Source organism: Nigerium massiliense, from assembly GCF_000826085.1.
GTDB classification, from domain to species: Bacteria; Actinomycetota; Actinomycetes; order Propionibacteriales; family Propionibacteriaceae; genus Propioniciclava; species Propioniciclava massiliense.
The window spans coordinates 170,976-197,508 of sequence record NZ_CCYM01000003.1; the positions used below are offsets into that span (position 1 = coordinate 170,976).

General features: G+C 70.6%; 21 protein-coding genes. 16 read left to right on the forward strand and 5 right to left on the reverse strand.

All coding sequences use genetic code 11. The features are described from left to right. Positions 1–55: 55 nt before the first annotated feature. On the forward strand, positions 56–1,129 hold the full coding sequence (locus BN1187_RS07165) for a PfkB family carbohydrate kinase (protein ID WP_040160491.1): 1,074 nt from the start codon (positions 56–58) through the stop codon (positions 1,127–1,129). Positions 1,130–1,261: 132 nt separating this feature from the next. Here the strand turns inward: BN1187_RS07165 and BN1187_RS07170 are convergent, their stop codons facing one another. Beyond that, the gene (locus BN1187_RS07170; RefSeq protein ID WP_040160493.1) at positions 1,262–1,879 is read right to left on the reverse strand and encodes a TIGR03085 family metal-binding protein; all 618 of its coding nucleotides are present in this window, start codon (positions 1,877–1,879) and stop codon (positions 1,262–1,264) included. A gap of 37 nt (positions 1,880–1,916) precedes the next feature. Here BN1187_RS07170 and BN1187_RS07175 point away from each other — a divergent pair, with 37 nt between their 5' ends. From BN1187_RS07175 to BN1187_RS07225, 11 genes are all read left to right on the forward strand, one after another. Further along, a complete protein-coding gene (locus BN1187_RS07175; protein ID WP_040160496.1) occupies positions 1,917–2,669 on the forward strand; it encodes an SDR family oxidoreductase in 753 nt (250 codons plus the stop codon). Between the two features lie 46 nt (positions 2,670–2,715). Then, positions 2,716–3,090, forward strand: coding sequence for a phosphoribosyl-AMP cyclohydrolase (hisI, locus tag BN1187_RS07180; RefSeq protein WP_040160499.1), 375 nt, complete (start codon positions 2,716–2,718; stop codon positions 3,088–3,090). After that, positions 3,083–4,606 (forward strand): anthranilate synthase component I, encoded by a 1,524-nt coding sequence (locus BN1187_RS07185; protein WP_390620210.1) that lies wholly within the window; start codon positions 3,083–3,085, stop codon positions 4,604–4,606. Before hisI ends, BN1187_RS07185 begins: the two co-directional genes overlap by 8 nt. Beyond that, positions 4,603–5,157 carry a Trp biosynthesis-associated membrane protein gene (locus BN1187_RS07190; RefSeq protein ID WP_052462467.1) on the forward strand — a complete coding sequence of 185 codons (555 nt, stop codon included), beginning with the start codon at positions 4,603–4,605 and terminating at the stop codon, positions 5,155–5,157. The genes BN1187_RS07185 and BN1187_RS07190 overlap by 4 nt, the downstream gene beginning before the upstream one ends. Then, complete coding sequence (locus BN1187_RS14850) at positions 5,154–5,426, forward strand: HGxxPAAW family protein (protein WP_052462468.1); 273 nt, start codon at positions 5,154–5,156, stop codon at positions 5,424–5,426. Before BN1187_RS07190 ends, BN1187_RS14850 begins: the two co-directional genes overlap by 4 nt. Next, positions 5,423–6,244, forward strand: a complete 822-nt coding sequence (trpC, locus tag BN1187_RS07200) for an indole-3-glycerol phosphate synthase TrpC (protein ID WP_040160501.1) — start codon at positions 5,423–5,425, stop codon at positions 6,242–6,244. Before BN1187_RS14850 ends, trpC begins: the two co-directional genes overlap by 4 nt. A 13-nt stretch (positions 6,245–6,257) precedes the next feature. After that, the gene (gene trpB / locus BN1187_RS07205; protein ID WP_040160504.1) at positions 6,258–7,493 is read left to right on the forward strand and encodes a tryptophan synthase subunit beta; all 1,236 of its coding nucleotides are present in this window, start codon (positions 6,258–6,260) and stop codon (positions 7,491–7,493) included. Beyond that, positions 7,490–8,335 (forward strand): tryptophan synthase subunit alpha, encoded by an 846-nt coding sequence (gene trpA, locus BN1187_RS07210; RefSeq protein WP_052462469.1) that lies wholly within the window; start codon positions 7,490–7,492, stop codon positions 8,333–8,335. Before trpB ends, trpA begins: the two co-directional genes overlap by 4 nt. Next, positions 8,332–9,192 carry a prolipoprotein diacylglyceryl transferase gene (lgt, locus tag BN1187_RS07215; RefSeq protein WP_390620211.1) on the forward strand — a complete coding sequence of 287 codons (861 nt, stop codon included), beginning with the start codon at positions 8,332–8,334 and terminating at the stop codon, positions 9,190–9,192. The genes trpA and lgt overlap by 4 nt, the downstream gene beginning before the upstream one ends. A 118-nt stretch (positions 9,193–9,310) precedes the next feature. Then, on the forward strand, positions 9,311–13,834 hold the full coding sequence (gltB, locus tag BN1187_RS07220; protein WP_040162569.1) for a glutamate synthase large subunit: 4,524 nt from the start codon (positions 9,311–9,313) through the stop codon (positions 13,832–13,834). Further along, positions 13,827–15,293, forward strand: a complete 1,467-nt coding sequence (locus BN1187_RS07225) for a glutamate synthase subunit beta (RefSeq protein WP_040160512.1) — start codon at positions 13,827–13,829, stop codon at positions 15,291–15,293. Before gltB ends, BN1187_RS07225 begins: the two co-directional genes overlap by 8 nt. A gap of 133 nt (positions 15,294–15,426) precedes the next feature. Here BN1187_RS07225 and BN1187_RS07230 read toward each other — a convergent pair whose 3' ends face one another. Further along, on the reverse strand, positions 15,427–16,242 hold the full coding sequence (locus BN1187_RS07230; protein WP_052462470.1) for an SH3 domain-containing protein: 816 nt from the start codon (positions 16,240–16,242) through the stop codon (positions 15,427–15,429). Between the two features lie 319 nt (positions 16,243–16,561). Beyond that, a complete protein-coding gene (locus tag BN1187_RS07235; protein ID WP_052462471.1) occupies positions 16,562–17,557 on the reverse strand; it encodes a cation diffusion facilitator family transporter in 996 nt (331 codons plus the stop codon). A gap of 96 nt (positions 17,558–17,653) precedes the next feature. On the opposite strand from BN1187_RS07235, the gene BN1187_RS07240 reads away from it, so the two are divergent. Then, on the forward strand, positions 17,654–19,084 hold the full coding sequence (locus BN1187_RS07240) for an NAD(P)-binding protein (protein WP_072042012.1): 1,431 nt from the start codon (positions 17,654–17,656) through the stop codon (positions 19,082–19,084). Between the two features lie 3 nt (positions 19,085–19,087). On the opposite strand, the gene rocF is transcribed toward BN1187_RS07240, so the two are convergent. Continuing rightward, positions 19,088–20,032, reverse strand: coding sequence for an arginase (rocF, locus tag BN1187_RS07245; protein ID WP_040160514.1), 945 nt, complete (start codon positions 20,030–20,032; stop codon positions 19,088–19,090). Between the two features lie 231 nt (positions 20,033–20,263). Here rocF and dnaE point away from each other — a divergent pair, with 231 nt between their 5' ends. Genes dnaE through BN1187_RS07260 form a run of 3 tightly spaced genes read left to right on the forward strand, consistent with a single transcriptional unit; the run spans position 20,264 to position 25,275 of the window. Further along, a complete protein-coding gene (dnaE, locus tag BN1187_RS07250) occupies positions 20,264–23,800 on the forward strand; it encodes a DNA polymerase III subunit alpha (protein ID WP_040160516.1) in 3,537 nt (1,178 codons plus the stop codon). A 10-nt stretch (positions 23,801–23,810) separates the two neighbouring features. After that, on the forward strand, positions 23,811–24,389 hold the full coding sequence (locus BN1187_RS07255; protein WP_052462472.1) for a hypothetical protein: 579 nt from the start codon (positions 23,811–23,813) through the stop codon (positions 24,387–24,389). Continuing rightward, on the forward strand, positions 24,352–25,275 hold the full coding sequence (locus BN1187_RS07260) for a CHAD domain-containing protein (RefSeq protein ID WP_082034588.1): 924 nt from the start codon (positions 24,352–24,354) through the stop codon (positions 25,273–25,275). The genes BN1187_RS07255 and BN1187_RS07260 overlap by 38 nt, the downstream gene beginning before the upstream one ends. 747 nt (positions 25,276–26,022) lie before the next feature. Here BN1187_RS07260 and ybaK read toward each other — a convergent pair. After that, positions 26,023–26,517 carry a Cys-tRNA(Pro) deacylase gene (gene ybaK, locus BN1187_RS07265; protein WP_040160518.1) on the reverse strand — a complete coding sequence of 165 codons (495 nt, stop codon included), beginning with the start codon at positions 26,515–26,517 and terminating at the stop codon, positions 26,023–26,025. Positions 26,518–26,533 lie beyond the last annotated feature (16 nt).

Consider the following 26,533-nt stretch of genomic DNA (forward strand, 5'->3'; position numbering starts at 1 on the left):
GGGCGTCATGCGAGGATGAACCAACCGTCAGCGTAGAAGGAAAGGAAGGTTTGTCATGGATCTTCGCCAGGACGCCAAGTGGGGCCTCGTTGTTCCGACCTCGATGGGCGTGCGTATCACCCCGGAGGATCGGCAGCCGGTCCACACCGCGGATCACTTCTTCATGCAGGTCACCAGCGCGGAGACGAACGTCGCCAGCGTGACCTCGTACCTCGGCGTCCCAACGAAGGTGCTGACCGCCTTCGTCGCCGAGTCGCCGATCTCCCTCATGATCAAGTCGAACCTGCGCTCCCGCTTCATGGAGTACGAGGGCCCGGATCTGCCCCAGGGTGACGCGTGGGGCCTGCGTCACCAGTTCAACATCGCGGACGGCGGCTACGGCGGCCGCGGGCCGCGCGTGTGGAACGATCGCTCCGGCGAGGTCGGTCGCGAGCTGTCGGTCGACCAGTTCGACCTTGAGCGCCTCTTCGGCGAGGAGGGCGTCAAGATCCTCCACATGTCCGGCGTGATCGCGGCGCTGTCGCCGTCCACCTCGACGTTCTGCGTCGAGCTGGCCAAGGCCGCCAAGAAGCACGGCACCCTCGTCGCGATGGACCTCAACTACCGCGCGTCCTTCTGGAAGGGCCGCGAGGACGAGCTGTCCAAGGCGTTCCACGAGATCGCCGAGAACTGCGACATCCTCTACGGCAACGAGGAGGACTTCCAGCTCTGCCTCGGCATCGAGGGCCCGGAGGCCGGCGGCAAGTCCATCGAAGAGAAGATCGAGGACTTCAAGGCGATGATCGGACGCGTCGAGAAGACGTTCCCGAACGCCAAGTACATCGGCACCTCGCTGCGTGAGGTCGAGTCTGCCAACCAGCACCGCTGGGGCATGGTGCTGTGGGGCGAGGGCGAGTTCGTCGTCTGCCCGCTCCGCGACATCCAGGTCATCGACCGCATCGGTGGCGGCGACGGCTCCGTGGGTGGCGTGCTCTACGGCATCCTGCAGGGCTGGGACGTCGAGAAGTGCGCCCAGTTCGGCTGGGCCACCGGCGCGCTCGCCGCGACGTCGCTGTACGACTACGGCGCCCCCGCCGACGAGGATCAGGTCTGGGCGATCTGGAAGGGCAACGCGCGCGTCAAGCGCTGAGTCTCCTCCCGCCACGACGACGGCCGCCCGCACGCTGCGGGCGGACGTCGCCTGTGTCCGGGGGCGCTGACGCCCGCTCGGGTGCGATCGCTGTCGGGGACGGACGTCCGACCGGAGGGGGAGGGGGCCGCGTCAGTCGCGCCGTACCCGCATGACCGCGCCGGCCTCGCCGACGTAGCGGACGCGGGCGGCTTGCTTGCGGCCGAACGTGAACAGCATCAGCTCCGAGGGCTTGCCGATCACGGTGACGATCTCCGAGCCCGGCTGGACGTGGGCGCTTTCGCCGGTCTCGCGCTCGAGGACGATGCCGTCGTGGCTGCCGCGCAGCAGCAGCTTCGCCATCGACCGCGCCCGTCCCCACAGCACGTCCTCCAGTTCAGCGGGCAACTCGCGCGGCTCCAGCCCGGCGGGGCGCCGGACGTCCTCGGTGTGCACGAAGTACTCCACGGTGTTGGCCTGCTCGTCGAGGCCGGGCAGAGCGAAGAGCGAGGGCGCCTTCGGGCCGCGACGGATGGTCTCGACCAACTCGGGGAACGGCCAGCGCTTCTTGACCCGCGCCATCCGGTCGTCGGTGACCTTGGCCAGTGCGGGCACGAACATGCCGGGCACGCCGATCGGGTCGTTCTCCCGCACCCACAGGTGGGCGGCCAGGTCGTGGGCGGTCCAGCCGGCGCACAGGGTCGGGGCGTCCGGGCCGGCGGACAACAGCGCGTCGCAGCAGGCGTCGCGTTCGTTCCTCGCAAAGCTCATGCGCACCACTGTAGAGGCGCTCGCCTAAGCTGCGGCCATGCACCGCACCGCCTTGATCACCGGGGTCGGACGCCTCGCCGGGCTCGGCGCGGCGATCGCCCGAACGCTTGCCGCCGACGGCTGGGACCTCGCGCTGTCGTATCACCGCGACTACGACGAGCGCCTCGACCTCGTCCGCTCCGCCGACGACCCGGGGGCCCTGGCGGACGAGTTGCGCGCGACCGGCCGCCGCGTCGAGCTGTTGGACGCCGACCTGGCCGACCCGGACGTCCCGGCAACGCTCCTCGATCGGGCGCGGGACGCCCTCGGTCCCGTCTCGGCGCTCGTGCTGAGCCACTGCGAGTCGGTCGACTCCTCGATCCTCGACTCGACCGTGGAGAGCTTCGACCGCCACTACGCGGTGAACGTCCGGGCGAGCTGGCAGCTCATCAAGGCGTTCGCCGAGCAGCTGGCCGGTCCCGGCTCGATCGTCGCGCTGACCAGCGACCACGCGGTGCACAACCTGCCGTACGGGACGACCAAGGCCGCGCTCGACCGGCTCGTGGTGGCCGCCCCGTACGAGCTGACGGACCTCGACCTGCAGGCGAACGTCATCAACCCCGGCCCGATCGACACCGGGTGGATGTCCGACGACCTTCGCGCCGACGTCGCCGCGAAGACCCCCTACGGCGTCCTGGGGGAGCCGCAGACGGTCGCCGACCTCGTCCGGTTCCTGCTCAGCCCGCAGGGCCGCTGGATCAACGGGCAGCGGCTGCTCAGCAACGGCGGGTTCGCCAGCAACGTCGACTGAGCGGACCGCGCTGGGACGCCCCGGGCGTCCGTGGGAGAATGACCGGGTGAATCTGACCTACGCCCTCGATCCCCAGCTGTCCGGGGCCCTGCGCCGCAACGATGCCGGTCTGGTGCCCGCGGTCGTCCAGGACGCGACGACGCGCGAGGTGCTGATGATGGCCTGGATGAACGACGAGGCGCTCGCCCGCACGCTGGCCACCCGGCAGGGCACGTACTGGTCGCGCAGCCGCGACGAGTTGTGGGTCAAGGGGCTCACGTCCGGCCACACCCAGCACGTGCGCGAGGTGCACCTGGACTGCGACGGGGACACCCTGCTGGTGCTGGTCGACCAGGTCGGTCCCGCCTGCCACACCGGCGAGCAGAGCTGCTTCGACGTCAGCCTGTTGCTCGCCGACGACGCGGGAGACGCCGGTGAGTGAGCTGACCATCGTCCCCGACTTGGCCGGCTTCGAGGCGGCAGCGGCGGTGGACGGCTGCCGCGTGGTCAGCGTCCATACCAAGCTGCTGGCGGACGACGTCACGCCGGTCGGCCTGTACGACCAGCTGTGCGGCGATCGGCCGAACACCTTCTTGTTCGAGTCTGCGGAGGGCGGCGTCTTCACCCGCTACTCCTTCATCGGCGTCAATGCCGCCGCGACGCTGACCGTCGAGGACGGCGAGCCCGTCTGGCGGTTCCCGGGCCGCGAGGTCATCGGCCTGCCCACCGCCGGTGACCCGCTGGAGGTGCTCCGCGAGACCCTGGCGCTGCTGCACACCCCGCGCGAGGAAGGACTGCCCAGCCTGGCGTCCGGCATGGTCGGCTACCTCGGCTACGACGTCGTCCGGCGGCTGGAGAAACTGCCGGACACCTGCGCCGACGATCTCGGCATCCCCGAGTTGGTGATGATGCTGGTGACCGACATGGCCGTCCTCGACCACCACACCGGCGAGGTATGGCTCATCGCCAACGCCATCAACTTCGACGACTCCGACGAGCACGTCGGCGACGCCTACGCCGACGCCTGCGCGCGACTCGAGAGGCTCGCCGACCGGCTGCGCGAGCCGGCCCGGCCGCTGACGGCCGTCCGGGTGGGGGATCACGAGCCGCCCGAGATCGTCCGGCAGCGTCCCCAGCCAGAGTTCGAGGCCGCCGTCCGCGAGGCCATCGAGGACATCCACGCCGGCGAGGCGTTCCAGATCGTGGTCGCCCAGCGCTTCTCGGTGGAGTGCACCTCGGACGCCCTTGACGTCTACCGGGTCCTTCGGCGCTCCAACCCGAGCCCGTACCTGTACCTGCTGCGCCTGGACGGCCTCGACGTCGTGGGGGCCAGCCCCGAGGCGCTGGTCACCGTCAACGACCACCGGGTTGTCACCCGACCCATCGCGGGCAGCCGGCCGCGCGGGGCGACGCCCGAGGAGGACGCCCTGCTCGAGGCGGAGCTGCTCGCCGACCAGAAGGAGCGCGCCGAGCACCTGATGCTCGTCGACCTCGGCCGCAACGACCTCGGCCGCGTCTGCGTGCCCGGCAGCGTCGAGGTCGTCGAGTTCATGAAGGTGCGCCGTTACAGCCACATCATGCACATGGAGGCCGCCGTCGTCGGTGAGCTGCGTCCCGAGTTCACCGCCCTGGACGCCACCCTGTCCTGCTTCCCGGCCGGCACCCTGTCGGGCGCGCCGAAGGTGCGCGCGATGGAGATCATCGACCGCCTCGAGCTGACCAGGCGGGGCCTCTACGGCGGCGTCGTCGGCTACTTCGACTTCGCCGGGGACTCCGACGTGGCCATCGCGATCCGCACCGCGGTCATCAAGGACGGCACCGCCTACGTCCAGGCCGGCGGCGGCATCGTGGCCGACTCGATCCCCGCCAACGAGGACGCCGAGTCCCGCAACAAGGCAGCCGCCGCGCTGCGCGCCGTCCAGGCCGCTGCCGGGCTGCGGCGGCTGAGTCCACGATGAAGCTCGGGCCGGTCCCGGCGCTCTGGACGACCGGGGCGCTCGCGTTCGTCGTCGCGCTGCAGCCGTGGTGGCGCATCGCCGCCGACGGCGGAGCGGTCACCGCGTCGCTGACCGGGACGGCCGCGACCGGCGGCCTCGCCCAAGCCCTGGCCCTGGTGTGCCTCGGCGGCATCCTCGTCACGCTGACGCTCCGCTCGACCGGACGCCGCGTCATCGGCGTCCTGCTGGCCCTGACCTACGCGGGGGTGGCCGTGTTGGGCGCCGTTCACCCGCGGCCGAGCGCGGGCGCCATCGAGGAGGCGCTGCGGACGATGACGTTCGCGCCGGCCCAGTCGGTCACCGAGACGGCGTGGCCGTGGGCGTACGCTGTCATCGGGGTCGCCGGGGTCGCGGCCTCGCTGTGGCTACTCAGGCGCCCGGGACGGCCCGACCGTCCCCGAGGCGTCCGCGACGAGGGCGAGCCGCTGGATGATTCGCTGGCTTCCTGGAAAGCTATGGACGCCGGGGTCGACCCCACCGCAGACGCACCCAGCCGGGAGGATCAACGATGAAGTACGTCGAGCACCCAGACGCCGAGCGCTACTACGCAGCGACGCTCGCGCCGCGAGCGGAGGGCATCACCGAGCGCTACCACCACGGCCGCACGCCGGCCGCCTGGGTGGGCAGCATGGTGGCGCTGGTCGGCTTCGTGGTCGCCGCGATCGGGTTCTTCATGAACATCAACTGGATCGTCGTGGCCCTCGGGCTGGTCGTCGTCCTCGGCGGCGCGATCGCGGGCGGCCTGATGTCCCGGGCCGGACGCGGCCAGGTGTGGGAGTGAGCGCAGGGGTCCTCGACGAGATCGTCGCCGGGGTCCGGGAGGACCTGGCCGAGCGCGAGGCCGGGCGTCCCCTGGACGACCTGATCGCCGCCGTGGCCGACCTGCCGCCCGCCCGCGACCCGCTGCCGCGGTTCCGGGCGCCGGAGCTGGCCGTCATCTCCGAGGTGAAGCGGTCCAGCCCCAGCAAGGGCGCGCTGGCCGACATCCCCGATCCCGCCGCGTTGGCCCGCGAGTACGTCGCCGGCGGTGCGGCCGCCATCTCGGTGCTCACGGAGAAGCGCCGCTTCGGCGGAAGCCTGGACGACCTGCGCGCCGTCCGCGCCGCGGTCGACATCCCGATCCTGCGCAAGGACTTCATCGTCACCGACTACCAGCTCTACGAGCAGCGCGAGGCCGGCGCCGACCTGGCGCTGCTGATCGTCGCGTCGCTCGACGACGCCGAGTTGGCGCACCTGCTCGAGCTCACCCGGCAGCTCACGATGACCCCGCTCGTCGAGGTCCACACCCCCGACGAGGTGCGCCGCGCCGTCGACTCCGGCGCCGAGCTGCTAGGCGTCAACAACCGCAACCTGAAGACCTTGGACGTGGACCTCGCCCGCTTCGAGCAGCTCGTCGGGCTCATCCCGTCCGACCGGGTCAAGGTCGCCGAATCGGGGATCATGTCCAGCGCGGACGTGTCCCGGGTCGCCGAGGCCGGGGCCGACGTGATCCTGGTGGGGGAGGCGCTCGTCACGGGTGGCAACCCGCGCCAAGCCGTCACCGACTTCGTCGAGGTCGGCAGCGTCGCCAAGGGCGCGCTGCGCGCGAAGAACCTGTAAGGAGAATGACGACGTGACATTGCCCGACGCATCGGGTCACTACGACGTCTTCGGGGGCAAGTACGTCCCCGAGGCGCTGTACGCGGCGCTCGACCAGCTCGAACGCGAGTTCACCTCGGCGCTGGCGGACCCGTCCTTCATGGACGAGTTGCACCGGCTCCAGCGCGACTACGCGGGACGGCCCTCGCCCATCACGGAGGCCCGCCGGCTCTCGGAGCAGGCGGGCAACGCGCGCATCCTGCTCAAGCGCGAAGACCTCAACCACACGGGCTCGCACAAGATCAACAACGTGCTCGGGCAGGCGTTGCTCACCAAGCGGATGGGCAAGACGCGTGTGATCGCCGAGACCGGAGCGGGACAGCACGGCGTCGCGACCGCCACGGCGGCGGCGCTGCTGGGCCTGGAGTGTCGCGTGTACATGGGCAAGGTCGACACCGACCGCCAGTCCGTCAACGTCGCCCGCATGAAGCTGCTGGGCGCCGAGGTCATCGCCGTCGAGGCGGGATCGGCGACGCTCAAGGACGCCATGAACGAGGCCATGCGCGACTGGGTCGCGTCCGTCGACGACACCCATTACCTGATCGGCACCGTCGCGGGCCCGCACCCGTTCCCCCTGATGGTCAAGGAGTTCCAGCGCGTCATCAGCACCGAGGCCCGCGGGCAGATCCTCGACACGTACGGCGAGCTGCCCTACGCGGTGGCGGCGTGCGTCGGCGGCGGGTCGAACGCGATGGGCATGTTCGCCGACTTCATCGACGATCCCGAGGTGCACCTGTTCGGCTTCGAGGCCGGCGGCGACGGCGTCGAGACGCAGCGCCACGCGGCGTCCATCGGCGGCGGCTCCATCGGCGTCCTGCACGGCACCCGGACGTACATCCTGCAGGACGAGGACGGCCAGACCGTCGAGAGCCACTCCATCTCGGCCGGGCTCGATTACCCGGGCGTCGGCCCCGAGCACTCGTTCCTGGCGTCCCGCGGCCGGGCGGTCTACGAGCCCGTCACCGATGCCGAGGCCATGGACGCCTTCCGGTTGCTCACCCAGACCGAGGGCATCATGCCGGCCATCGAGTCGGCGCACGGCGTCGCCGGCGCCCTGCGGCTCGGCCGCCGGCTCGCCGAGACCGACCCGGACCTGCGGCCGCTGATCTGCGTGTGCCTGTCCGGGCGGGGCGACAAGGACATCGACACCGCGCTGACGTGGTTCGGCATCGACGGGCTCCCCAACGACACCGTGGGAGGCGTGAAGTGAGCGTGCCGGACCACGCCGGCAAGTCCGGCAAGGCGTTCCAGAAGGCCAAGGAGGAGGGACGCGGCGCGCTGATCGGCTACCTGCCCGTCGGCTACCCCGACGTCCCGACCTCGTACGCCGCGATGGCCGCGCTGTGCGGCGACGGCGACAACCCGGGCGTCGACCTCGTCGAGATCGGGCTGCCGTACTCCGACCCGATGATGGACGGCCCCGTCATCCAGCGGGCGGGCACGTCGGCGCTGGCCCGCGGCGTCCACACCCGCGACGTCTTCGGCGCCATCGAGGCCATCGCCGCCACCGGGACGCCCGCGGTCGCCATGACCTACTGGAACCTCGTCGACCGCTACGGGGTGCAGCGGTTCGCGCGCGACTTCGCCAACGCCGGCGGCTGCGGCCTGATCACGCCCGATCTGACGCCCGACGAGGCCGGCGAGTGGATCGCCGCGTCCGACGAGCACGACCTCGACCGCATCTTCCTGGTCGCCCCCTCGTCGTCGGACGAGCGGCTGAAGGCGACCGCCGAGGCGTCCCGCGGGTGGATCTACGCCACCGCGATCATGGGCGTCACGGGGACGCGCGAACAGTCGTCCTCGCTGGCGCCGGTGCTCGTCGAGCGGCTGAGGGCCTTGGCCCCCGACCGGCTGGTCGGCGTCGGCCTTGGCGTCTCCAACGGCGACCAGGCCGCCGACGTCGTCTCCTATGCCGACGGCGCGATCGTCGGCTCCGCATTCGTCCGCACGCTGCTGGACGCCGAGGACGCCGGCCGCCCCGGCGACTTCAGCGCCCTGCGCCGCGTCGTCGCCGACCTGGCCGACGGCGTCCGCCGCACACCCCGGAGTTGAGCCGCATGCTGTTGTCGATCCCGTCCCCGCCGTTCAACAGCTTCAACCTGGGGCCGCTGACGATCCGCATCTACGCCCTGACGATGCTCGCCGCCATCGTCGTGGCCTACCTCATCGCCTCGCGCCGGTTCCGCAACCGCGGCGGCGCGGGGGAGGACTTCGACGAGATCGTGCTGTGGGCGGTGCCGTTCGGCATCGTCGGCGCCCGCATCTACCACGTGATCACCCACTGGGGCGACTACTTCGCCCCGGGGGTGAACCCGTGGTCGGCGTTCTTCATCTGGGAGGGCGGCATCGCCGTCTTCGGGTCGCTGATGGGCGGCGCGCTGGGCGCCTGGATCGGCTGCCGACGCACCGGGGTCCGGTTGCTCTCCTTCGGGGACGCCCTGGCCCCGGCCCTGCCGGTCGCCCAGGCCGTCGGACGGCTCGGCAACTGGTTCAACCAGGAACTCTTCGGCGGGCCGACCGATCTGCCCTGGGGGCTGGAGATCGACGCCGCGCACCGGCCCCCGGGGTTGGAGCAGTACGCGACGTTCCACCCGACGTTCCTCTACGAGCTGCTGCTCAACCTGGCCGCGGCGGCGCTGCTGCTCTGGGCCGACCGGAGGTTCCGGCTCGGCCACGGACAGACGCTGAGCCTCTACATCGTGTGCTACGGCATCATCCGGTTCTTCATCGAGGGCATGCGGACCGACTTCTCCTACTACCTCGGCCCGCTGCGCACCAACCAGATCACCGCGCTGATCCTGGCGCTCGTCGGCGTGGTCGCGTTCGTCTGGCTGAGAAGGGCCTTCCCGGGCCGGGAGGAGAGCATCTACCGGGTGGAGGCGCGGCCCGCCGGGGCCGACGACCAGTAGCGCGGCTCCGCGAGAAAGTCTCTTGTTTCCACCAGCCGACACGGTGTGAGACGAGAACTTCTGCGTCAGTAGTCTGCGCGTGCCGGTGAGGCGAATCGAAGGAGACCAGATGGTTGCGATGTCCATGCCCGCACGCCGGGCGGAGGGACTGTACCGCCCCGAGTTCGAGCACGACGCCTGTGGCGTCGCCTTCGTCGCGCGGTTGGACGGCCGCCCGACCCACGAGATCGTCGCCCAGGGCCTGACCGCCCTGGCGAACCTCGACCACCGCGGCGCGACCGGCGCCGACGAGGCCGCGGGAGACGGCGCGGGCATGCTGCTCCAGGTGCCCGACCGGCTCATCCGTGAGACGGTCGGCTTCGACCTGCCTCCCGCCGGGCACTACGCGATCGGGCTGGCTTTTCTGCCGGCTGAGGCGGTCGACCGCGCGCGGGCCAAGCGGACCATCGAGTACCTCGCCATCGAGGAGGGGTTGCGCGTCCTGGGCTGGCGCGAGGTGCCGACGCGCTCGGACACGCTGAGTCCCGTCACGCTGGCCGTGATGCCGCACATGGAGCAGCTGCTCGTGACGGCGCAGGGCGAGAACCGCAGCGGCCTCGAGCTCGACCGGCTCGTCTACCCGCTGCGGAAGCGGGCGCAGCACGAGGCCGGCGTGTACTTCGCGTCGCTGTCGAGCCGCACGCTGGTGTACAAGGGCATGCTCACCACCCAGCAGCTCGCCGAGGTGTTCGGTGACCTGCTGGACGAGCGGACCGAGTCGGCGCTGTCGCTGGTGCACTCGCGCTTCTCGACGAACACCTTCCCGAGCTGGGAGCTCGCCCACCCGTACCGCATGCTGGCGCACAACGGCGAGATCAACACCGTCCGGGGCAACCGCAACTGGATGCGTGCCCGCGAGGCGCTGCTGAAGACCGACCTGATCCCCGGCGACCTGGAGCGCTGCTTCCCGATCTGCACTCCGGGTGCCTCCGACTCGGCGACGTTCGACGAGGTGCTGGAGCTGCTGCACCTGGCCGGACGCTCGCTGCCCCACGCCATCCTGATGATGGTGCCCGAGGCCTGGGAGAACAACGAGGAGATGGATCCCGCCCGCCGGGACTTCTACCGCTTCCACAGCTCGGTGATGGAGCCCTGGGACGGTCCCGCCGCCCTGTGCTTCACCGACGGCTCGCTGATCGGCGCGACGCTGGACCGCAACGGCCTGCGTCCGGGACGTTACTGGGTGACCGACGACGGGCTGGTGGTCTTCGCGTCCGAGGCCGGCGTCCTCGACATCGAGCAGAGCCGCGTCGTCGAGAAGGGCCGGCTCCAGCCCGGCCGCATGCTGCTGGTCGACCTCGACCAGCACCGGTTGATCAACGACGACGAGATCAAGTCCGGCCTGGCCGCCGAGCAGCCGTACCACGAGTGGCTCGACAAGGGCTCGCTGCGCCTGGAGGACCTCCCCGAGCGGCAGCACGTCATCCACTCGTCGGCGTCCGTCGTGCGGCGTCAGCAGGTCTTCGGCTACACCCACGAGGAGCTGAAGACGATCATCGCGCCGATGGCGCAGACCGGTGCCGAGGCGATCGGCTCGATGGGCAACGACGCGCAGCTCGCGGCGCTGGCCGACCGGCCGCGGTTGCTGTTCGACTACTTCACCCAGCTGTTCGCGCAGGTGACGAACCCGCCGCTGGACGCGATCCGCGAGCAGCTGGTCACGTCGCTGGCGTCCACGATCGGTCCCGAGGCCAACCTGCTGGAGCCGGGCCCGGCGTCCTGCCGGCAGATCGTCATCGGCTTCCCCGTGCTCGACTCCGACGAGCTGGCCAAGCTGGTGCGCATCAACCGGGACGGCTCCATGCCCGAGTTCGACACCTACGTCGTCCGCGGCCTGTACCGGGTGCTGTCCGGCGGCGAGGGCCTGCGCGCCCGGCTCGACGAGATCTGCGCCGAGGTCAGCGAAGCGATCGAGCGCGGCTGCCGCACGATCGTGCTGTCCGACCGGCACAGCACGATCGACGACGCCCCGATCCCGTCGCTGCTGCTCACCGCGGCCGTCCACCACCACCTCGTCCGCGAGAAGACCCGCACCCAGGTGGGCCTGATCGTCGAGGCGGGGGACGTCCGCGAGGTGCACCACGTCGCGCTGCTCATCGGCTACGGCGCCGCCGCGGTGAACCCGTACCTGGCGTTCGAGTCGGCCGAAGACCTGGCCCGCAAGGAGACGTTCGTCGACGTCGACCCCGAGCAGGCCGTTCGGAACGTCCGCAAGGCGCTCGGCAAGGGCGTCTTGAAGGTGATGAGCAAGATGGGCGTCTCCACCATCGCGTCCTACACGGGCGCGCAGATCTTCGAGGCTCTGGGCCTGTCCGAGGAACTCATCGAGACCTACTTCACCGGCACCACCAGCAGCATCGGCGGCATCGGGCTCGACGAGATCGCCGGGGACGTCCGCTCGCGGCACGACCATGGCTACCCGGTGGGGCTCAACCCGTCGCACCGGACGCTGGAGGTCGGCGGCGAGTACCGCTGGCGCCGGGAGGGCTCCCCGCACCTGTTCAACCCCGACACTGTGTTCCGCCTGCAGCACGCCACGCGGCAGAAGCGCTACGACATCTTCAAGAAGTACACCGCCCAGGTCGACGACCAGAGCCGCAACCTGATGACGCTGCGCGGCCTGCTGGAGTTCGACGAGTCGCGCACGCCCGTGCCGCTCGAGGAGGTCGAGCCGGTCAGCGAGATCGTCAAGCGGTTCTCCACCGGCGCGATGAGCTACGGCTCCATCAGCCGCGAGGCCCACGAAACGCTCGCGATCGCGATGAACCGCCTCGGCGGCAAGTCGAACACGGGCGAGGGCGGCGAGGACACCGAGCGCCTCTACGACCCGGAGCGCCGTTCGGCGATCAAGCAGGTGGCGTCGGGACGATTCGGCGTCACCAGCGACTACCTGACGAACGCCGACGACATCCAGATCAAGATGGCCCAGGGCGCCAAGCCCGGCGAGGGCGGCCAGCTGCCCGGCCCGAAGGTGTACCCGTGGGTGGCCAAGACCCGGCACTCCACGCCGGGGGTGGGCCTGATCAGCCCGCCGCCGCACCACGACATCTACTCGATCGAGGACCTCAAGCAGCTCATCCACGATCTGAAGTGCGCCAACCCGGTGGCTCGCGTCCACGTGAAACTCGTCGCCGAGGTCGGCGTCGGGACGGTCGCGGCCGGCGTGTCGAAGGCCAAGGCGGACGTCGTCCTGATCTCCGGCCACGACGGCGGCACCGGAGCTGCGCCGCTCACGTCGCTGAAGCACGCGGGCGGCCCGTGGGAGCTCGGCCTCGCCGAGACCCAGCAGACGCTGCTGCTCAACGGCCTGCGCGACCGCATCGTCGTGCAGGTGGACGGCCAACTCAAGACCGGCCGGGACGTCGTCATCGGGGCCCTGCTCGGCGCGGAGGAGTTCGGCTTCGCGACCGCGCCGCTGGTGGTCAGCGGCTGCATCATGATGCGCGTCTGCCACCTCGACACCTGCCCGGTCGGCGTCGCGACGCAGAACCCGCAGCTGCGCGAGAAGTACTCCGGCCACGCCGACTTCGTCGTGAACTTCTTCGAGTTCATCGCCGAGGAGGTGCGCGAGCACCTGGCCAGGCTCGGGTTCCGCAGCATCGCCGAGGCCGTCGGGCACGTCGAGGCGCTCAAGACCCGCAAGGCGATCGACCACTGGAAGGCCCAAGGCCTCGACCTGGGGCCGGTGCTGCACCGCGTCGAGCTGCCCGCGGGCGCGGCGCTGCGCAACACCGTCGGCCAGGACCACGGCCTGGCCGCCAAGCTGGACAACCGGCTCATCGAGCTGGCCCGGCCCGCGCTGGAGGGCGGCGAGAAGGTCAGCGAGGAACTGAGCGTCCGCAACGTCGACCGCACCGTCGGCACGATGCTCGGCAACGCGGTGACGAAGGCCACCCGCGGCGAGGGGCTGCCCGACGACACGATCGAGTTCACCCTCACCGGCACCGGCGGGCAGAGCTTCGGGGCGTTCCTGCCCCGGGGCGTCACGCTGCGGCTCGTCGGCGACACGAACGACTACCTCGGCAAGGGCCTCTCGGGCGGACGCCTCGTCCTACGGCCCGCCGACGGCGTCCACTTCGCGGCGGAGGAGCAGATCATCGCCGGCAACGTCATCGGCTACGGCGCGACCAGCGGCGAGATCCTCGTCCGCGGCCAGGTCGGCGAGCGGTTCTGCGTGCGCAACTCCGGGGCCACCGCGGTGGTCGAGGGCGTGGGCGACCACGCCTGCGAGTACATGACCGGCGGCGAGGCGCTGATCCTCGGCCCCACCGGCCGCAACGTGGCCGCGGGCATGTCGGGCGGGCTGGCCTGGATCCTCGACCTGAACCGCGACCTGCTCAACACCGAGATGGTGGACGCCGTGGAGCTCACCGATCTCGACGTCCGGCGCGTCACCGAACTGCTCGGCCGGCACGCGGAGCAGACCGGCTCGCCGGTCGCCCAGAAGCTTCTGGACGCCGGGGAGGACGCGCTCCGGACGAGGTTCACCAAGGTCCTGCCGCGCGACTTCGCGCGGATCATGGACGCACGCGACAGCGCCGAGGCGGAAGGCCTGGGCGAGGACGAGATCACCGCCAGAATGATGGAGGCTGCACATGGCTGATCCCAGGGGTTTCATGAAGGTTCCCCGCGAGGTGGCGCAGCGGCGTCCCGTCGAGGAACGCGTTCATGACTGGAACGAGGTCTACCCGGGCACGCCCGGGCGGGCCGTGCTTCCGATCATCAGCCGGCAGGCGTCGCGCTGCATGGATTGCGGCATTCCGTTCTGCCACTCGGGCTGTCCGTTGGGCAACCTGATCCCGGAGTGGAACGACCTGATCTATCGCGATCGCTGGCGCGCGGCGACCGACCGGCTCCACGCGACGAACAACTTCCCTGAGTTCACCGGGCGGCTGTGCCCGGCGCCCTGCGAGACGGCGTGCGTGGTCGGCATCAACCGCGACCCGGTGACGATCAAGAACGTCGAGGTCGCCATCGCGGACAAGGCCTGGGACGACCGGCGCATCGTGCCGGAAACTCCCGAGTGGCACAGCGGCAAGACCGTCGCGGTCGTGGGCTCGGGGCCGGCCGGACTCGCCGCCGCGCAGCAACTGACCCGTGCCGGCCACACGGTGGTCGTCTACGAGCGGGCGGACGCACCGGGCGGCCTGATGCGCTACGGGATCCCCGAGTTCAAGATGGAAAAGAGCGTCCTCGACCGCCGGCTGCGCCAGATGCGGCAGGAGGGCACGGTGTTCAAGAACAACACCACCATCGGCGTCGACATCACCGGGGAACAGCTGCGCGACCGGTTCGACGCCGTCGTGCTGGCCATCGGCTCGACGATCCCGCGCGACCTGCCCGCCACCGGACGCGAACTCGACGGCATCCACCAGGCCATGGAGTTCCTGCCGCAGGCCAACCGCGCCGCCCTCGGCCAGGAGGTCGAGAACCAGATCGTCGCGACCGGCAAGCACGTCGTCATCATCGGTGGCGGCGACACCGGCGCCGACTGCCTCGGCACCTCGGTGCGCCAGGGCGCCAAGACGGTGACCCAGCTGGAGATCATGCCGACCCCGCCCGAGCAGCGCCCCGTCAACCAGCCGTGGCCGACCTACCCGATGATCATGCGGGTCAGCTCGGCGCACGAGGAGGCGGGCGAGCGCCTCTACGCGGTCTCGACCACCGAGTTCGTGGGCGACGACGACGGACACGTCCGGTCGTTGAAGCTGAGCGAGGTGGCGATGAAGGAGGGCCGCTTCGAGCCGGTCGAGGGCACCGAGCGGGAGATCCCCGCCGACCTCGTGCTGCTGGCGATGGGCTTCATGCACCCGCAGCACAACGGTGTGGTGGAGGAGCTCGGCCTGACGCTGGATCCCCGCGGCAACATCGAGCGGTCCGACCACTTCGAGACCAGCGTCCCCGGCGTGTTCGCCTGCGGCGACGCCGGCCGCGGCCAGTCGCTGATCGTGTGGGCCATCGCCGAGGGACGCTCCTGCGCCAACGGCGTGGACGCCTTCCTGCAGGGCACCACGACCCTGCCGCGTCCGATCGGCCCGGAGGTTCGCCCGCTGGTGGTGTGACCGGACGTCGCTCGTCCCGCGAGTGAGTCCTCGTGGGACGCCGGCGAGCCGACGCCCGGCGGTAGACGACCACCGACGAGACCGGCGCCGCGTCCCACGAGGGGCGCGGCGCCGGTGTCGTTGCTCGGTGGTGTCAGTCGGCGATCTTGCCGTAGCGCCAGGCGTGCGAGGTGTAGGACGCCGAGCCCCAGGTGCGGATCTTGGCCTGCGCGTAGCCGGGGGTCTCCTCGAGGGTGTGGAAGCTCGTCTGAGCCGAGCTCGTCCAGCCGTTGAAGATCATCACGTGCCCGGCGGCACCGCCGGTGCCGGGGCCCAGGTTGCCGACGATGTCACCGGGGCGCAGCGAGCTCTTCGAGATCGAGTGGACGCGCTCAGGCAGCGTCACGGTCGACAGGCTGGTGTCGAGGTGCAGCGCCATGGACACGAAGCCCGAGCAGTCGGTGCGGTAGCTCCGGCCCTGCGGGTCGTTGGTGAACTTGTACATCGAGTACGGGACGGCCCGGTTGACCCAGTAGCGTCCGCGCTCCAGCACCTCGGCGCGTCGGATCGGCCCGTTGACGGCGGACTTGGGCGGAGCAGGCGTCGGCGTCGGGGTGGAGGTGCTGCAGGCGCCGAGGCCGGACGCGTTCGGAACCCGGACGTAGGCGCGGGAGACGTAACCGGTCTTGCCGTTGTAGGTGACGCGGCCCCAGTAGTTGGAGTTGTAGGTGCCGGCGATGGCCTGGCCGGGGGTCTGGCACTGCAGCGAGATCGCCGCACCGGAGGGGATGTTGGTGAGTGCCGCGGTGCTCGTGTTGGTGCCCGCCCGGACGGTGAGCGGGGCGGTGGTGTAGCCGGTGGCTGCTGCGTGGGCCAAGGGGGCCGATACGAGCAGACCCGCGCTGGCGACGGCGGCCGTGGCCGTGCCGACGAGGAGGTGCTTGATCGAACGTGTGGGGGTGATCGCCATGACTGTTCCTCACTTGTGCTGGGCGACACCCGGGTGGTGTCGCCGACAGGAACGCTAGGACGCGGTGAATCCCCCTGTCAGCACCGCATTCGACACGATGTCCGAAAGTTAGCGGCCTTGGTCCTTTAGTGCCGCTCGCGCCCCGCTGGGCGCGTAACGACGTTCGGAGGGGGCGCTCACGGAAGACGTGATCGGGCCGGTCGTCGAGCATGAGCCAAGGTCGGTCAGCGAGTGCGTCGGCGTCCCCCACCCGATGTCACTCGTGGGCGGGGTAGCGCGGCGCGCAGCAATCCAGACGCCCGGGTCTGGTTCTCAGCGGCTAACGCCCGGGCGGGGAGAGGGGAGCCTCTCCCGGCTCGGCGAGCGACAGGAGCGCTTTGGCGATGAGCGGATGTTGCTCGAGGCCGTCCTCCAGCGCCTCCAGCTCGCGTGCGGCCTGGCTTTCCGGATCGTCGCCGGCCAGGTCGACGGAGCCGATCAGGAACACCTTCTGTGGCCCGACGTACTCCAGGTGCAGGTAGGTCACGTGCAGCACTTCGGGCCGCTCCACCAGCCAGGTGAGGGCGGCCCGGTTGATCGCGGGGTCGACCACCTGGCCCACGATGAAGGCCATGTTCCGCGAGAGCAGGTAGACCGCGACGAACCCCAGCAGGACGCCGACCAAGATCGACCCGATGGCGTCCCAGGCCGGGTTCCCGGTCACCTGATGCAGAGCCATGGCGGCGGCGGCGATCAGGACGCCGATCAGCGCCGCGGCGTCCTCGAAGAAGACAGCGCGCAGCGTCGGGTTGGACGTGTGGCTGAGGTAGTGCAGCGGGCTGACCTCTGCCTTCTCCGCGCCGGCCTTGAGCTGGCGGCGCGCCTGGAGGAACGAGACGCCCTCGAGCACGAACGCCGCGGCGAGGACGACGTAGGCCCAGAAGTAGTCGGTCTCCTCCTCTGGTGCGCTCAGCGCGTTGATCCCGTGCGCGATCGAGACGCCGGCGCCCACCGCGAAGAGGCCGAACGCGGCGATCATCGACCAGACGTAGGCCGCGCGTCCGTAGCCGAGCGGGTGGTCGCGATCCGCCGGCTTGGCGGCGCGTCGCTCGGCGATCAGCAGGAAACCTTCGTTGCCGGTGTCGGCCCAGGAGTGCGCGGCCTCCGCCACCATGGACGCCGACCCGGTCAACGCGGCCACGACCGACTTCAGCACGGCGATCACCGCGTTCGCCCCCAGGGCGATCAACACCGTGAGCAGGCTCTCCGACGCGCCGCCCTCGTCGGCGGGCGCCACCGACGCCCCCGAGCCCTGGCTGTTCGTGCTCTCGTTCACCTGGCGATGGTGTCATCATTTTCCGCGCGACGCGCGGCTTGTCCGCGAACGGCGTCGCCCCGGCGTGCGGGACGGCGGCGCGGCTACGCTGCCCGCATGGACGAGCCAGCTGAGCGCCCCGCCCGAATCGCCATCGTCGGCGCAGGTCCCTCCGGCCTGTTCGCGGCCCAGGCGCTGCTGAAGCAGAACGACCTCGACGTGCGCGTGGACGTCCTGGACCGGCTGCCGACGCCGTTCGGGTTGCTGCGCTACGGCGTCGCGCCCGTCCACACCTCGATCAAGGCCATCGCCCAGCGGCTCTCGGACGTGTTCGCCGACCCTCGCGTGCGGTTCTTCGGCCTGGTCGACCTCGGCGAGACCGTCAGTCGCGACGAACTGCTCGCCGGCTACGACGCGGTGGTCTACGCGGCGGGGGCGTCCGAAGACCGCCGGCTGTCCGTCCCCGGCGAGGAGTTGCCGGGCAGCGTGTCGGCCCGGGAGTTCGTCGCCTGGTACTCGGGCCATCCGGACGCCCGCCCCCACCCGCTGGGCGACGTCCGCAGCGCGGTGACATTCGGGGTGGGCAACGTCGCCGTCGACGTCGCTCGCATGCTGCTCGCTACGCCCCTCGAACTGGAGGGCACCGACGTGCCGCAGCCCGTGCTGGACGAGCTGGCCGGAAGCCCGGTCACCGACGTCTGGGTGATCGGACGCCGCGGGCCGCAGCACGCCAGCTTCACCACCCCCGAGTTGCGCGAGCTGCTGAGCATCGACGGCGTCGCGCTCGACCTCGACCCGGCGGTGCTCGAGGGGATCGACCCGGCGGGTCTCGATCGACGGGTGCGCGCGAACCTCGACGCGCTGGCCGCCGGGCTGGAGCGCGAGGTGCCGCAGCCGCGGGCGACGCTGCACCTGCTGTTCTGGCGCCGGCCCGTGAGACTGCTCGGCACGGCGGCCGTCGAGTCCGTCGTCGTGGAGGGCACCCGGCCCGCGGGCGGGACGTCGGTCGTCGGCACGGGCGAGGAGACCGAGATCGCGGCCCAGCTGGTGCTGCGGGCGATCGGCTACCGCGGCAAGGCGCTGCCCGGGGTGCCGTTCGACGAGGCGTTCGGCGTCATCCCCAACGTCGAGGGGCGGGTCACGGACACCGCCGGCGCCGTCCAGGAGCGCGAGTACGTCGTCGGCTGGATCAAGCGCGGCCCCATCGGCGTCATCGGCACCAACAAGGCGGACGCCAAGGAGACCGTCGCCCATCTGGTCGCCGACCTCGCCGCCCGGACGCCGTCGGCGCAGCTCGTCGACGTGCCGGCCCTGCTGGCCGAGCGAGGGAGCGCACCGTCCACCTACGACGACTGGTTGCGCATCGACGCGGGGGAGCAGTCCCTCGGCGCGGAGCGAGCCCGCGCCCGGACGAAGATCGAGAGCTGGCACGCCCTGCGCGACCTGGTGCGCACCGGGCGCGAAGGCGGTCCGCTGGAGCGTGAGGAGGCCGGGCCCGGTTCGGCCGAGCGTCCGGACGCCCAGGCCGACCCGTCCGACCAGGCCTGAAGGTCAGCCCTGGGCGTGATCGGGTTCGCCGACCGGGTTCGTCAGGCGCTGCAGCGTGCTCTTGCCGAACAGCGATTCCACCAGGTCGACGGCCAGCTTCGCGGTGGCGTTGCGCAGGTCCAGGGCCGGGTTGACCTCGACGAGGTCGATGGAACCGAGGCGTCCCACGTCGGCCAGCATCTCCATGACGAGCTGGGCCTCGCGGTACGTGGGGCCCCCGACCACCGGAGTGCCGACGCCGGGGGCGACGGCCGGGTCGACGAAGTCGAGGTCGAGGCTGAGGTGGACGTGGGTGTTGTCATCGACGCCCTCCAGCGCGCGCGCCATCGTCGCGCGCATGCCGACCTCGTCGATGTAGCGCATGTCGAAGACCTCGACGCCCTCGTCGAACAGGAACTTCTTCTCGCCGGGATCGACGCTGCGCAGCCCCACCTGTCGGATCTCGTCGTGGCCCAGGGCGGGCTCGACGTCGGAGAGCGTGGTCAGCTCCTTCGGGCCGTGGCCTGTCAGGCACGCCACCGGCATGCCGTGGATGTTGCCGGAGGGCGTCAACTCGGCGGTGTTGAAGTCGGCGTGGGCGTCCACCCAGATGACGCGGAGCTTCTTGCCGGTCGCCCGGCAATGGGCGGCGACGGCGCTGATCGAGCCGATCGCCAGGCTATGGTCGCCGCCCAGCATGATCGGGAACCGGCCGTCGGCCAGTTCGGCGGCGACGGCGTCACGCACGGCGGTGTTCCAGGCGATGACCTCGCCGAGGTGGCGGTAGCCGTCGACGGGGGGCAGCTCCGGGTTGGGAGGCCCCTCGAGGTCCCCGGTGTCGCGGACCTCGCAGCCGAAGCCCTCCAGGGCTTTGGTGAGGCCGGCGACGCGCAGCGCCTGGGGGCCGAGGCGGCAGCCGACGGTGCTGGCGCCGATGTCCGTGGGCACGCCGATGAGCGAGACCTTCATGGGGCTCCTTCAGGAGTGTCGGGCGGGCCAGCGGCCCGAGTAGTGATCGCGGCGATCCTAGTGTCCGCCGGTGGCAGGAGTGGAGATTCGCCGCGGTGTCGGCAACGAAGGCGTGGATCTTGTCGCCGCGTCCGGCTGGCGCGACGTCGCCCAAGGACGTCGGGCGGGTGCTGCTCGGGACTGTCGGCGCGGCGCGTTAGGGTAGGCGCTCTGGGAGGTTGACCACACGCAATGGCCGATGAGTTCGTACACCTGCACTGCCACTCCGAATACTCGATGCTGGACGGCGCCGCGCGCCTGAAAGATCTGGTGAAGGGCTGCGAGCGCCTGGGCATGCCCGCGCTCGCCGTCACCGATCACGGCAACATGTTCGGCGCCTACGAGTGGTACAAGACGGCGAAAGACAGCACCGTCAAGCCGATCGTCGGCCTCGAGGCGTACCTGACCCCGAAGACCCACCGCAGCGAGCGCAAGCGGGTTCAGTTCGGCGACGGCACCGGCGACGACGTCGCGGCGAAGGGCGCCTACACCCACATGACGATGTGGTCGGCCGACAACGCCGGTATGCACAACCTGTTCCGGCTGTCGTCGCGGTCGTCCCTGGAGGGGTTCTTCTACAAGCCGCGCGCCGACCGCGAGCTGCTGAACGAGTACCACGAGGGACTGATCGCGACCACGGGCTGCCCGTCCGGCGAGGTTCAGACGTACCTGCGGCTGGGGCAGTACCAGGAGGCGCTCAACTCGGCCGCGGAGTTCCGCGACATCTTCGGCGCCGGGAACTTCTACGTCGAGCTGATGGACCACGGCCTCGACATCGAGAACCGCGTCCGGCAAGACCTGCTGCGCCTGGCCAAGGAGCTCTCGCTGCCGCTCGTCGCGACGAACGACCTGCACTACGCCAGCGCCGAGGACGCCGACGCGCACGACACGCTGCTGTGCGTGTCTGCCGGCGCGAATCGGGACACCCCCGGCCGGTTCAAGTTCGACGGCAACGGCTACTACCTCAAGTCGCCGGCCGAGATGCGGCAGCTCTTCAGCAACCTCCCCGAGGCGTGCGACAACACGCTGGCCATCGCCGAGCGGTGCAGCACGAGCTTCGACGAGGGCGTCGGCACGTACATGCCCCGCTTCGACGTCCCGGAAGGGGAGTCGGAACAGTCCTGGTTCATCAAGGAGGTCGACCGGGGCCTGCTGGAGCGGTTCCCCGAGGGCGTCCCCGACTACGCGGTCAAGCAGGCCGAGTACGAGGAGGAGGTCATCATCGGCAAGGGCTACGCCGGGTACTTCCTCGTCGTGGCCGACTACATCAAGTGGGCGAAGGAGAACGGCATCCGGGTGGGTCCGGGTCGCGGCTCGGGCGCCGGTTCGATGTGCGCCTACGCGATGCGCATCACCGACCTCGACCCGGTGCCGCACGGCCTGATCTTCGAGCGGTTCCTCAACCCCGAGCGCCCGTCGATGCCCGACTTCGATATCGACTTCGACGAGCGTCGGCGCGGCGAGGTCATCAAGTACGTCACCGAGAAGTACGGCGACGACCGGGTCTGCCAGATCGTCACGTACGGCACCATCAAGGCCAAGCAGGCCATCAAGGACGCCGGCCGTGTCCTCGGCAAGCCGTTCAGCGAGGGCGAGCGCATCACCAAGGCCTACACGCCGCCGGTCCAGGGCAAGGACGTGGCGATCGCGGACGTCTTCGACCCCGAGCACGCGCGCTACAACGAGGGCGGCGAGTTCCGCGCGCTGTACGAGGGCGACCCCGAAGTGCGCGAGATCGTCGACACCGCCCGCGGCATCGAGGGGCTGAAGCGGCAGTGGGGCGTCCACGCCGCCGGCGTCATCATGTCCAGCGCGCCGCTGATGGACGTCATCCCCGTGATGAAGCGCGAGCAGGACGGCCAGATCATCACGCAGTTCGACTACCCGAGCTGCGAGAGCCTGGGCCTGGTCAAGATGGACTTCCTCGGCCTGCGCAACCTGACGATCCTGGACGACGCGGTCAAGAACGTGTCGCTGAACCGCGACATCGACCTCGACCTCGACGAGCTGCGCCGCGACATGACGGATCGCAAGGCCTACGACCTGCTGGCGTCCGGGGAGACGCTCGGGGTGTTCCAGCTGGACGGCAGCGGCCTGCGGTCGCTGCTGAAGCTGATGCGTCCCGACAACTTCGAGGACATCTCCGCGACGATCGCGCTGTACCGGCCGGGCCCGATGGGCGCCGATTCGCACACCAACTACGCGCTGCGCAAGACCGGAAAGCAGCCGATCACGCCGATCCACCCCGAGCTGGCCGAGCCGTTGGCCGACATCCTCGACACCACCCAGGGCCTGATCGTCTATCAGGAGCAGATCCAGCAGATCGCCCAGAAGGTCGCCGGCTACAGCCTGGGACAGGCCGACCTGCTGCGCCGCGCGATGGGCAAGAAGAAGAAGGAGGTCCTCGAGGCGGAGTTCAAGCCGTTCTCCGAGGGCATGCTGAAGAACGGCTACTCCATGGAGGCCATCAACACGCTGTGGGAGATCATGGTCCCGTTCGCGGCGTACGCCTTCAACAAGGCCCATTCCGCCGCCTACGGCGTCATCTCGTACTGGACGGCCTACCTCAAGGCGAACTATCCGGCCGAGTACATGGCCGCCCTGCTGGAGTCCGTCAAGGACGACAAAGACAAGATGGCGATCTACCTCGGCGAGTGCCGGCACATGGGGATCAAGGTGCTGCCGCCCGACGTGAACTCGTCCGAGGGTCGGTTCACCCCTGTCGGGGACGACATCCGCTTCGGGCTGGCCGCCATCCGTAACGTCGGCAACAACGTCGTCCACGGCATCGTCGAAGCACGCTCCGAGCAGGGTCCGGCGTCCGACTTCAACGAGTTCCTCGACCACATCCCGCTGATCGCCTGCAACAAGCGGGTCATCGAGTCGCTGATCAAGGCCGGGGCGTTCGACTCGCTCGGCCATACGCGCCGCGGCCTGATGGAGTGCTTCGAGACGAAGGTCGACGAGGTCATCGACCTGAAGCGAAACCAGGCCAACGGCCAGGATGACCTCTTCGCCGATTTCTTCGGCGCGGACGATGCCTCGGGTGGCGGGGGCGGCCTGGCGACCAGCCCCGTGCCCGACCTGGAGGAATGGGACAAGCGCACCCGGCTCGCCTTCGAGCGCGAGATGCTGGGCCTCTACGTCTCGGATCATCCGCTGCAGGGGCTGGAGCACATCCTGACCGCGAACCGGGACATCAGCATCGCGCAGCTGGTCTCCGACGACGGCCCCCGCGACGGGTCGGTGACGATCTGCGGCATGGTCACCGCCGTCCAGCGCAAGCAGTCGAAGGACGGCCGCATCTGGGCCATCGTCACCGTGGAGGACCTGGAGGCGTCCGTCGAGGTGCTCGTCTTCGCCAACGCGTACGCGCCCGTGGCGATGTCGCTGGCGACCGACACGGTCGTCCGCATTCGCGGACGGGTGCGCGAGAAGGACGACAGCGTGGAGCTGAGCGGCCAGGACGTCAGCTTCCCCGACACGAGCGAGGGCCCGTCCGGCCCGGTGACGATCCAGCTGCCGACCGCGCGGTGCACGCCGGCGGTCGTCGAACAGCTGCGCTACGTGCTCGGGAACCATCCCGGGATGGCGGAGGTGCGCATGCGGCTGCTCGGCCCGCAGGGCGCCAAGGTGTGGCGGCTGGACGACCGGCTGCGGGTGCTCCCGTCGCCGTCGCTGATGGCCGACCTCAAGGCGCTGTTGGGCCCGAGCTGTGTCGGGGCCTAGAGTTTCCGCCGTGCGTAACTCCCGGATCGTGACGTGGGTGGGCGTCCTCGCGGCCGTTTCGGCGCTCGCGGGCGTCGTCGGCGCGTTCGTGTGGTCGCGCGTCGCCGTGCTGCCCGGGTACCGCGTCGCCGCCGACGGGAGCGCCACCCTCGGCGAGCTCGGGCAGATGCAGATCGTGAGTGCGGACGCCGTCTACGTCCTGGTGGGCATGGCGGTCGGGCTGCTTCTCGGCCCCCTGGCCTGGACCTGGTTCAAGCACGTCGGCTGGCCGTGCGCTCTCATCGCCACCGGCGCGGGCCTGCTGGCCGCGCTGGTGTGCCGCTCGGTGGGGCAGCTGTTGGGGCCCGGCCCGTTCGACGCACGGCTGGCCGCCGCGCAGCCCGGCGATCTGGTCCCCGTTTCGCTGCACCTGGACGCCCCGTCCGCGATCGCCGTGTGGGCCTTCGCGGCGGTCGCGCCCACCCTGTTCCTGTCGTCGCTCGGCCCCGAGGTCCGGGACGAACCTGCCCGCGCCCTGCCGCTGAGCGAGGAGGCGGCGTCCACTACGCTGGATGACCATGACGGATCAGGAGCAACCCGGGCGAGCTGACACGGCCGCCGAGGTGGTCTGGGCCTACCTGGCCAAGCAGGCCGAGGTGATCGACCAGTACGCCGACGACGTCCGGGCGGACGGTCCGGACGCCGTGCACAAGTCGCGCGTCGCGGCGAGGAGATCCCGGAGCATCCTGAAGATCTACCGCAGCGTCCTCGACAAGCGGAGCGCGCGCCAGCTTGAGTCGGGCCTGAAGTGGTTCGGCGAGAAGCTGGGCGCGCCGCGGGACGCCGAGGTGCTGCGCGACTACCTCATCGATCTCGTTGGCGAGCTGGACGGCGACTCGCTCGTCGGCCCCGTCGCCGAGCGCCTGCCCGCCGACCTGGAGGCCGAGCACGCCCGTGCGCATGCCGCGCTCGTCGAGGCGCTCGACACCGACCGGTACCGCGAGGTGCGCGGACTGTTCGACGAGTTGGTCGCGACCCGGCCGAGCTCCGAGCTCGGGGAGCGCCCCGCCACCGAGGTGCTGCCAGGCCTGCTGGACGCCTCCGTCGAGCGGGCGCGGGCCGTGCGGGCCAAAGCGGGGGGCGACCTCCAGGTTCTGGAGCCGTGGCACGACGTCCGCAAGGCGGCCAAGGCGGTGCGCTACTGCGCCGAGGCGCTGGTGGACACGTTCGGGGACGCTGCCGCGCAGATCGCCAAGCGGTGGGAGGCGGTCACCGAATCGCTGGGTTCGATGCAGGACAGCGTGGTCGGCGAGCACGTCCTCGCGCAGCGCGCCTGGGCTGCGGAGCTCGCCGGCGAGCCCACCGACACGTACTTGACGCTGATCGGCCTCGAGCTCGCCCGCCGCAAGGACGCCTTGGAGCGCGGGATCGAAGCCGTCGACAGCGCTCTCGCAGCCGGCGTGGACCTCAGCCCCGCTGGAGACGCCGCGAACTGACGGGATGCTCGCCTCCTGCCGGCTTCGTCCGCGCTGGCTTGCCTGCGCTGCCCAGGCTGGCCCGGCGCGCGGCCAGTGCCGTCCGCGCTGGCGGCGGTGCGCGCGGCCCGTGTCGTCCTTGCGAGCTGCCCGCGCTGCCCGTGTCGGCTTTGCGCGCGGCCCGCGCTGTCCTTGCCCGCGCCGCTGCTAGGCATAACGGGATTATCTTGCCACCAGACGGGATGCGGATCGACGCATATTGCGATGACAAGGAGGTTCGCGAACCAGTGACCGAGTCCGTCGCCACGAGTGGCAGGATAATCCCGTTATGTCCGCCGCTCAGGTCGGCGACGGTGACCTCTCGCTCACAGGCGGCTGCTCGGAGCGGGCGTCCACTTGGCCCTCGTCGCCTGGGGTGCGTTCGGCCCGAAATCGGCGATTGACGGGGCCCGGGACAGCCTCCGCGGCGACCGCCTCGCGCCGGAGAGCTTGGTAAACAGCACGCGCTCGATCGGCTGGTCTGCGCGCGATGCCAGCCCCGCGCGATCTGCACGTGAGATGTTGCGTGAGTCGGCAGATCAGTCCCGCGAGAGCTGCGCGCTAGTGACGACGAAGCGCGGAGCATGCGCTTCCGGAACCGTCGCGCCGTGGCCCCTACGGCGTCACTGCGCCGTCGGAGGTCAGTCCCGCGACAGGGGCGCACGTGACGATGGCGCGTCGGAGGTCGCCGCGACAGGGCCCCAGGTGGCGGTTTGGCGCGTCGCGAGGTCAGCCCCGCGAGATGGGCGCAAAAGTCGCGGACGTCACCGCGGCGAGGTCGCCGGCCGCCAGCTCGACCTGGGTGCCGCGACGTCCGGCCGAGACGTGGATGGTCGGAAAACGCGTCGCGCTCTCGTCGATCACCGTCGGGAGCGGGGTGCGTTGGCCGAGCGGAGAGATCCCGCCGACGACGTAGCCGGACGATCGCTGCGCAACCGCCGGGTCGGCCATCTCCACTTTCTTGACACCGAGCGCGGCGGCCATCGCCTTGAGGTCGAGCATCCCCGCGACGGGGACGACCGCGACCGCGAGCTTGCCGGAGGCGTCCACGACGAGGGTCTTGAAGATGCGCGCGGGGTCCACGCCGAGTTCGGCGGCGGCCTCCGCGCCGAAGTGGGTCTCGCCGTCGTGATGCGTGTAGTGGCTGAGCGTGAACGGCACGCCGGCGGCGGTGAGCGCGCCGGTGGCCGGGGTGCCGCCCGCGGCCTTGTTCTTCTTCGCCATGTCGTTCCTTGCGGTT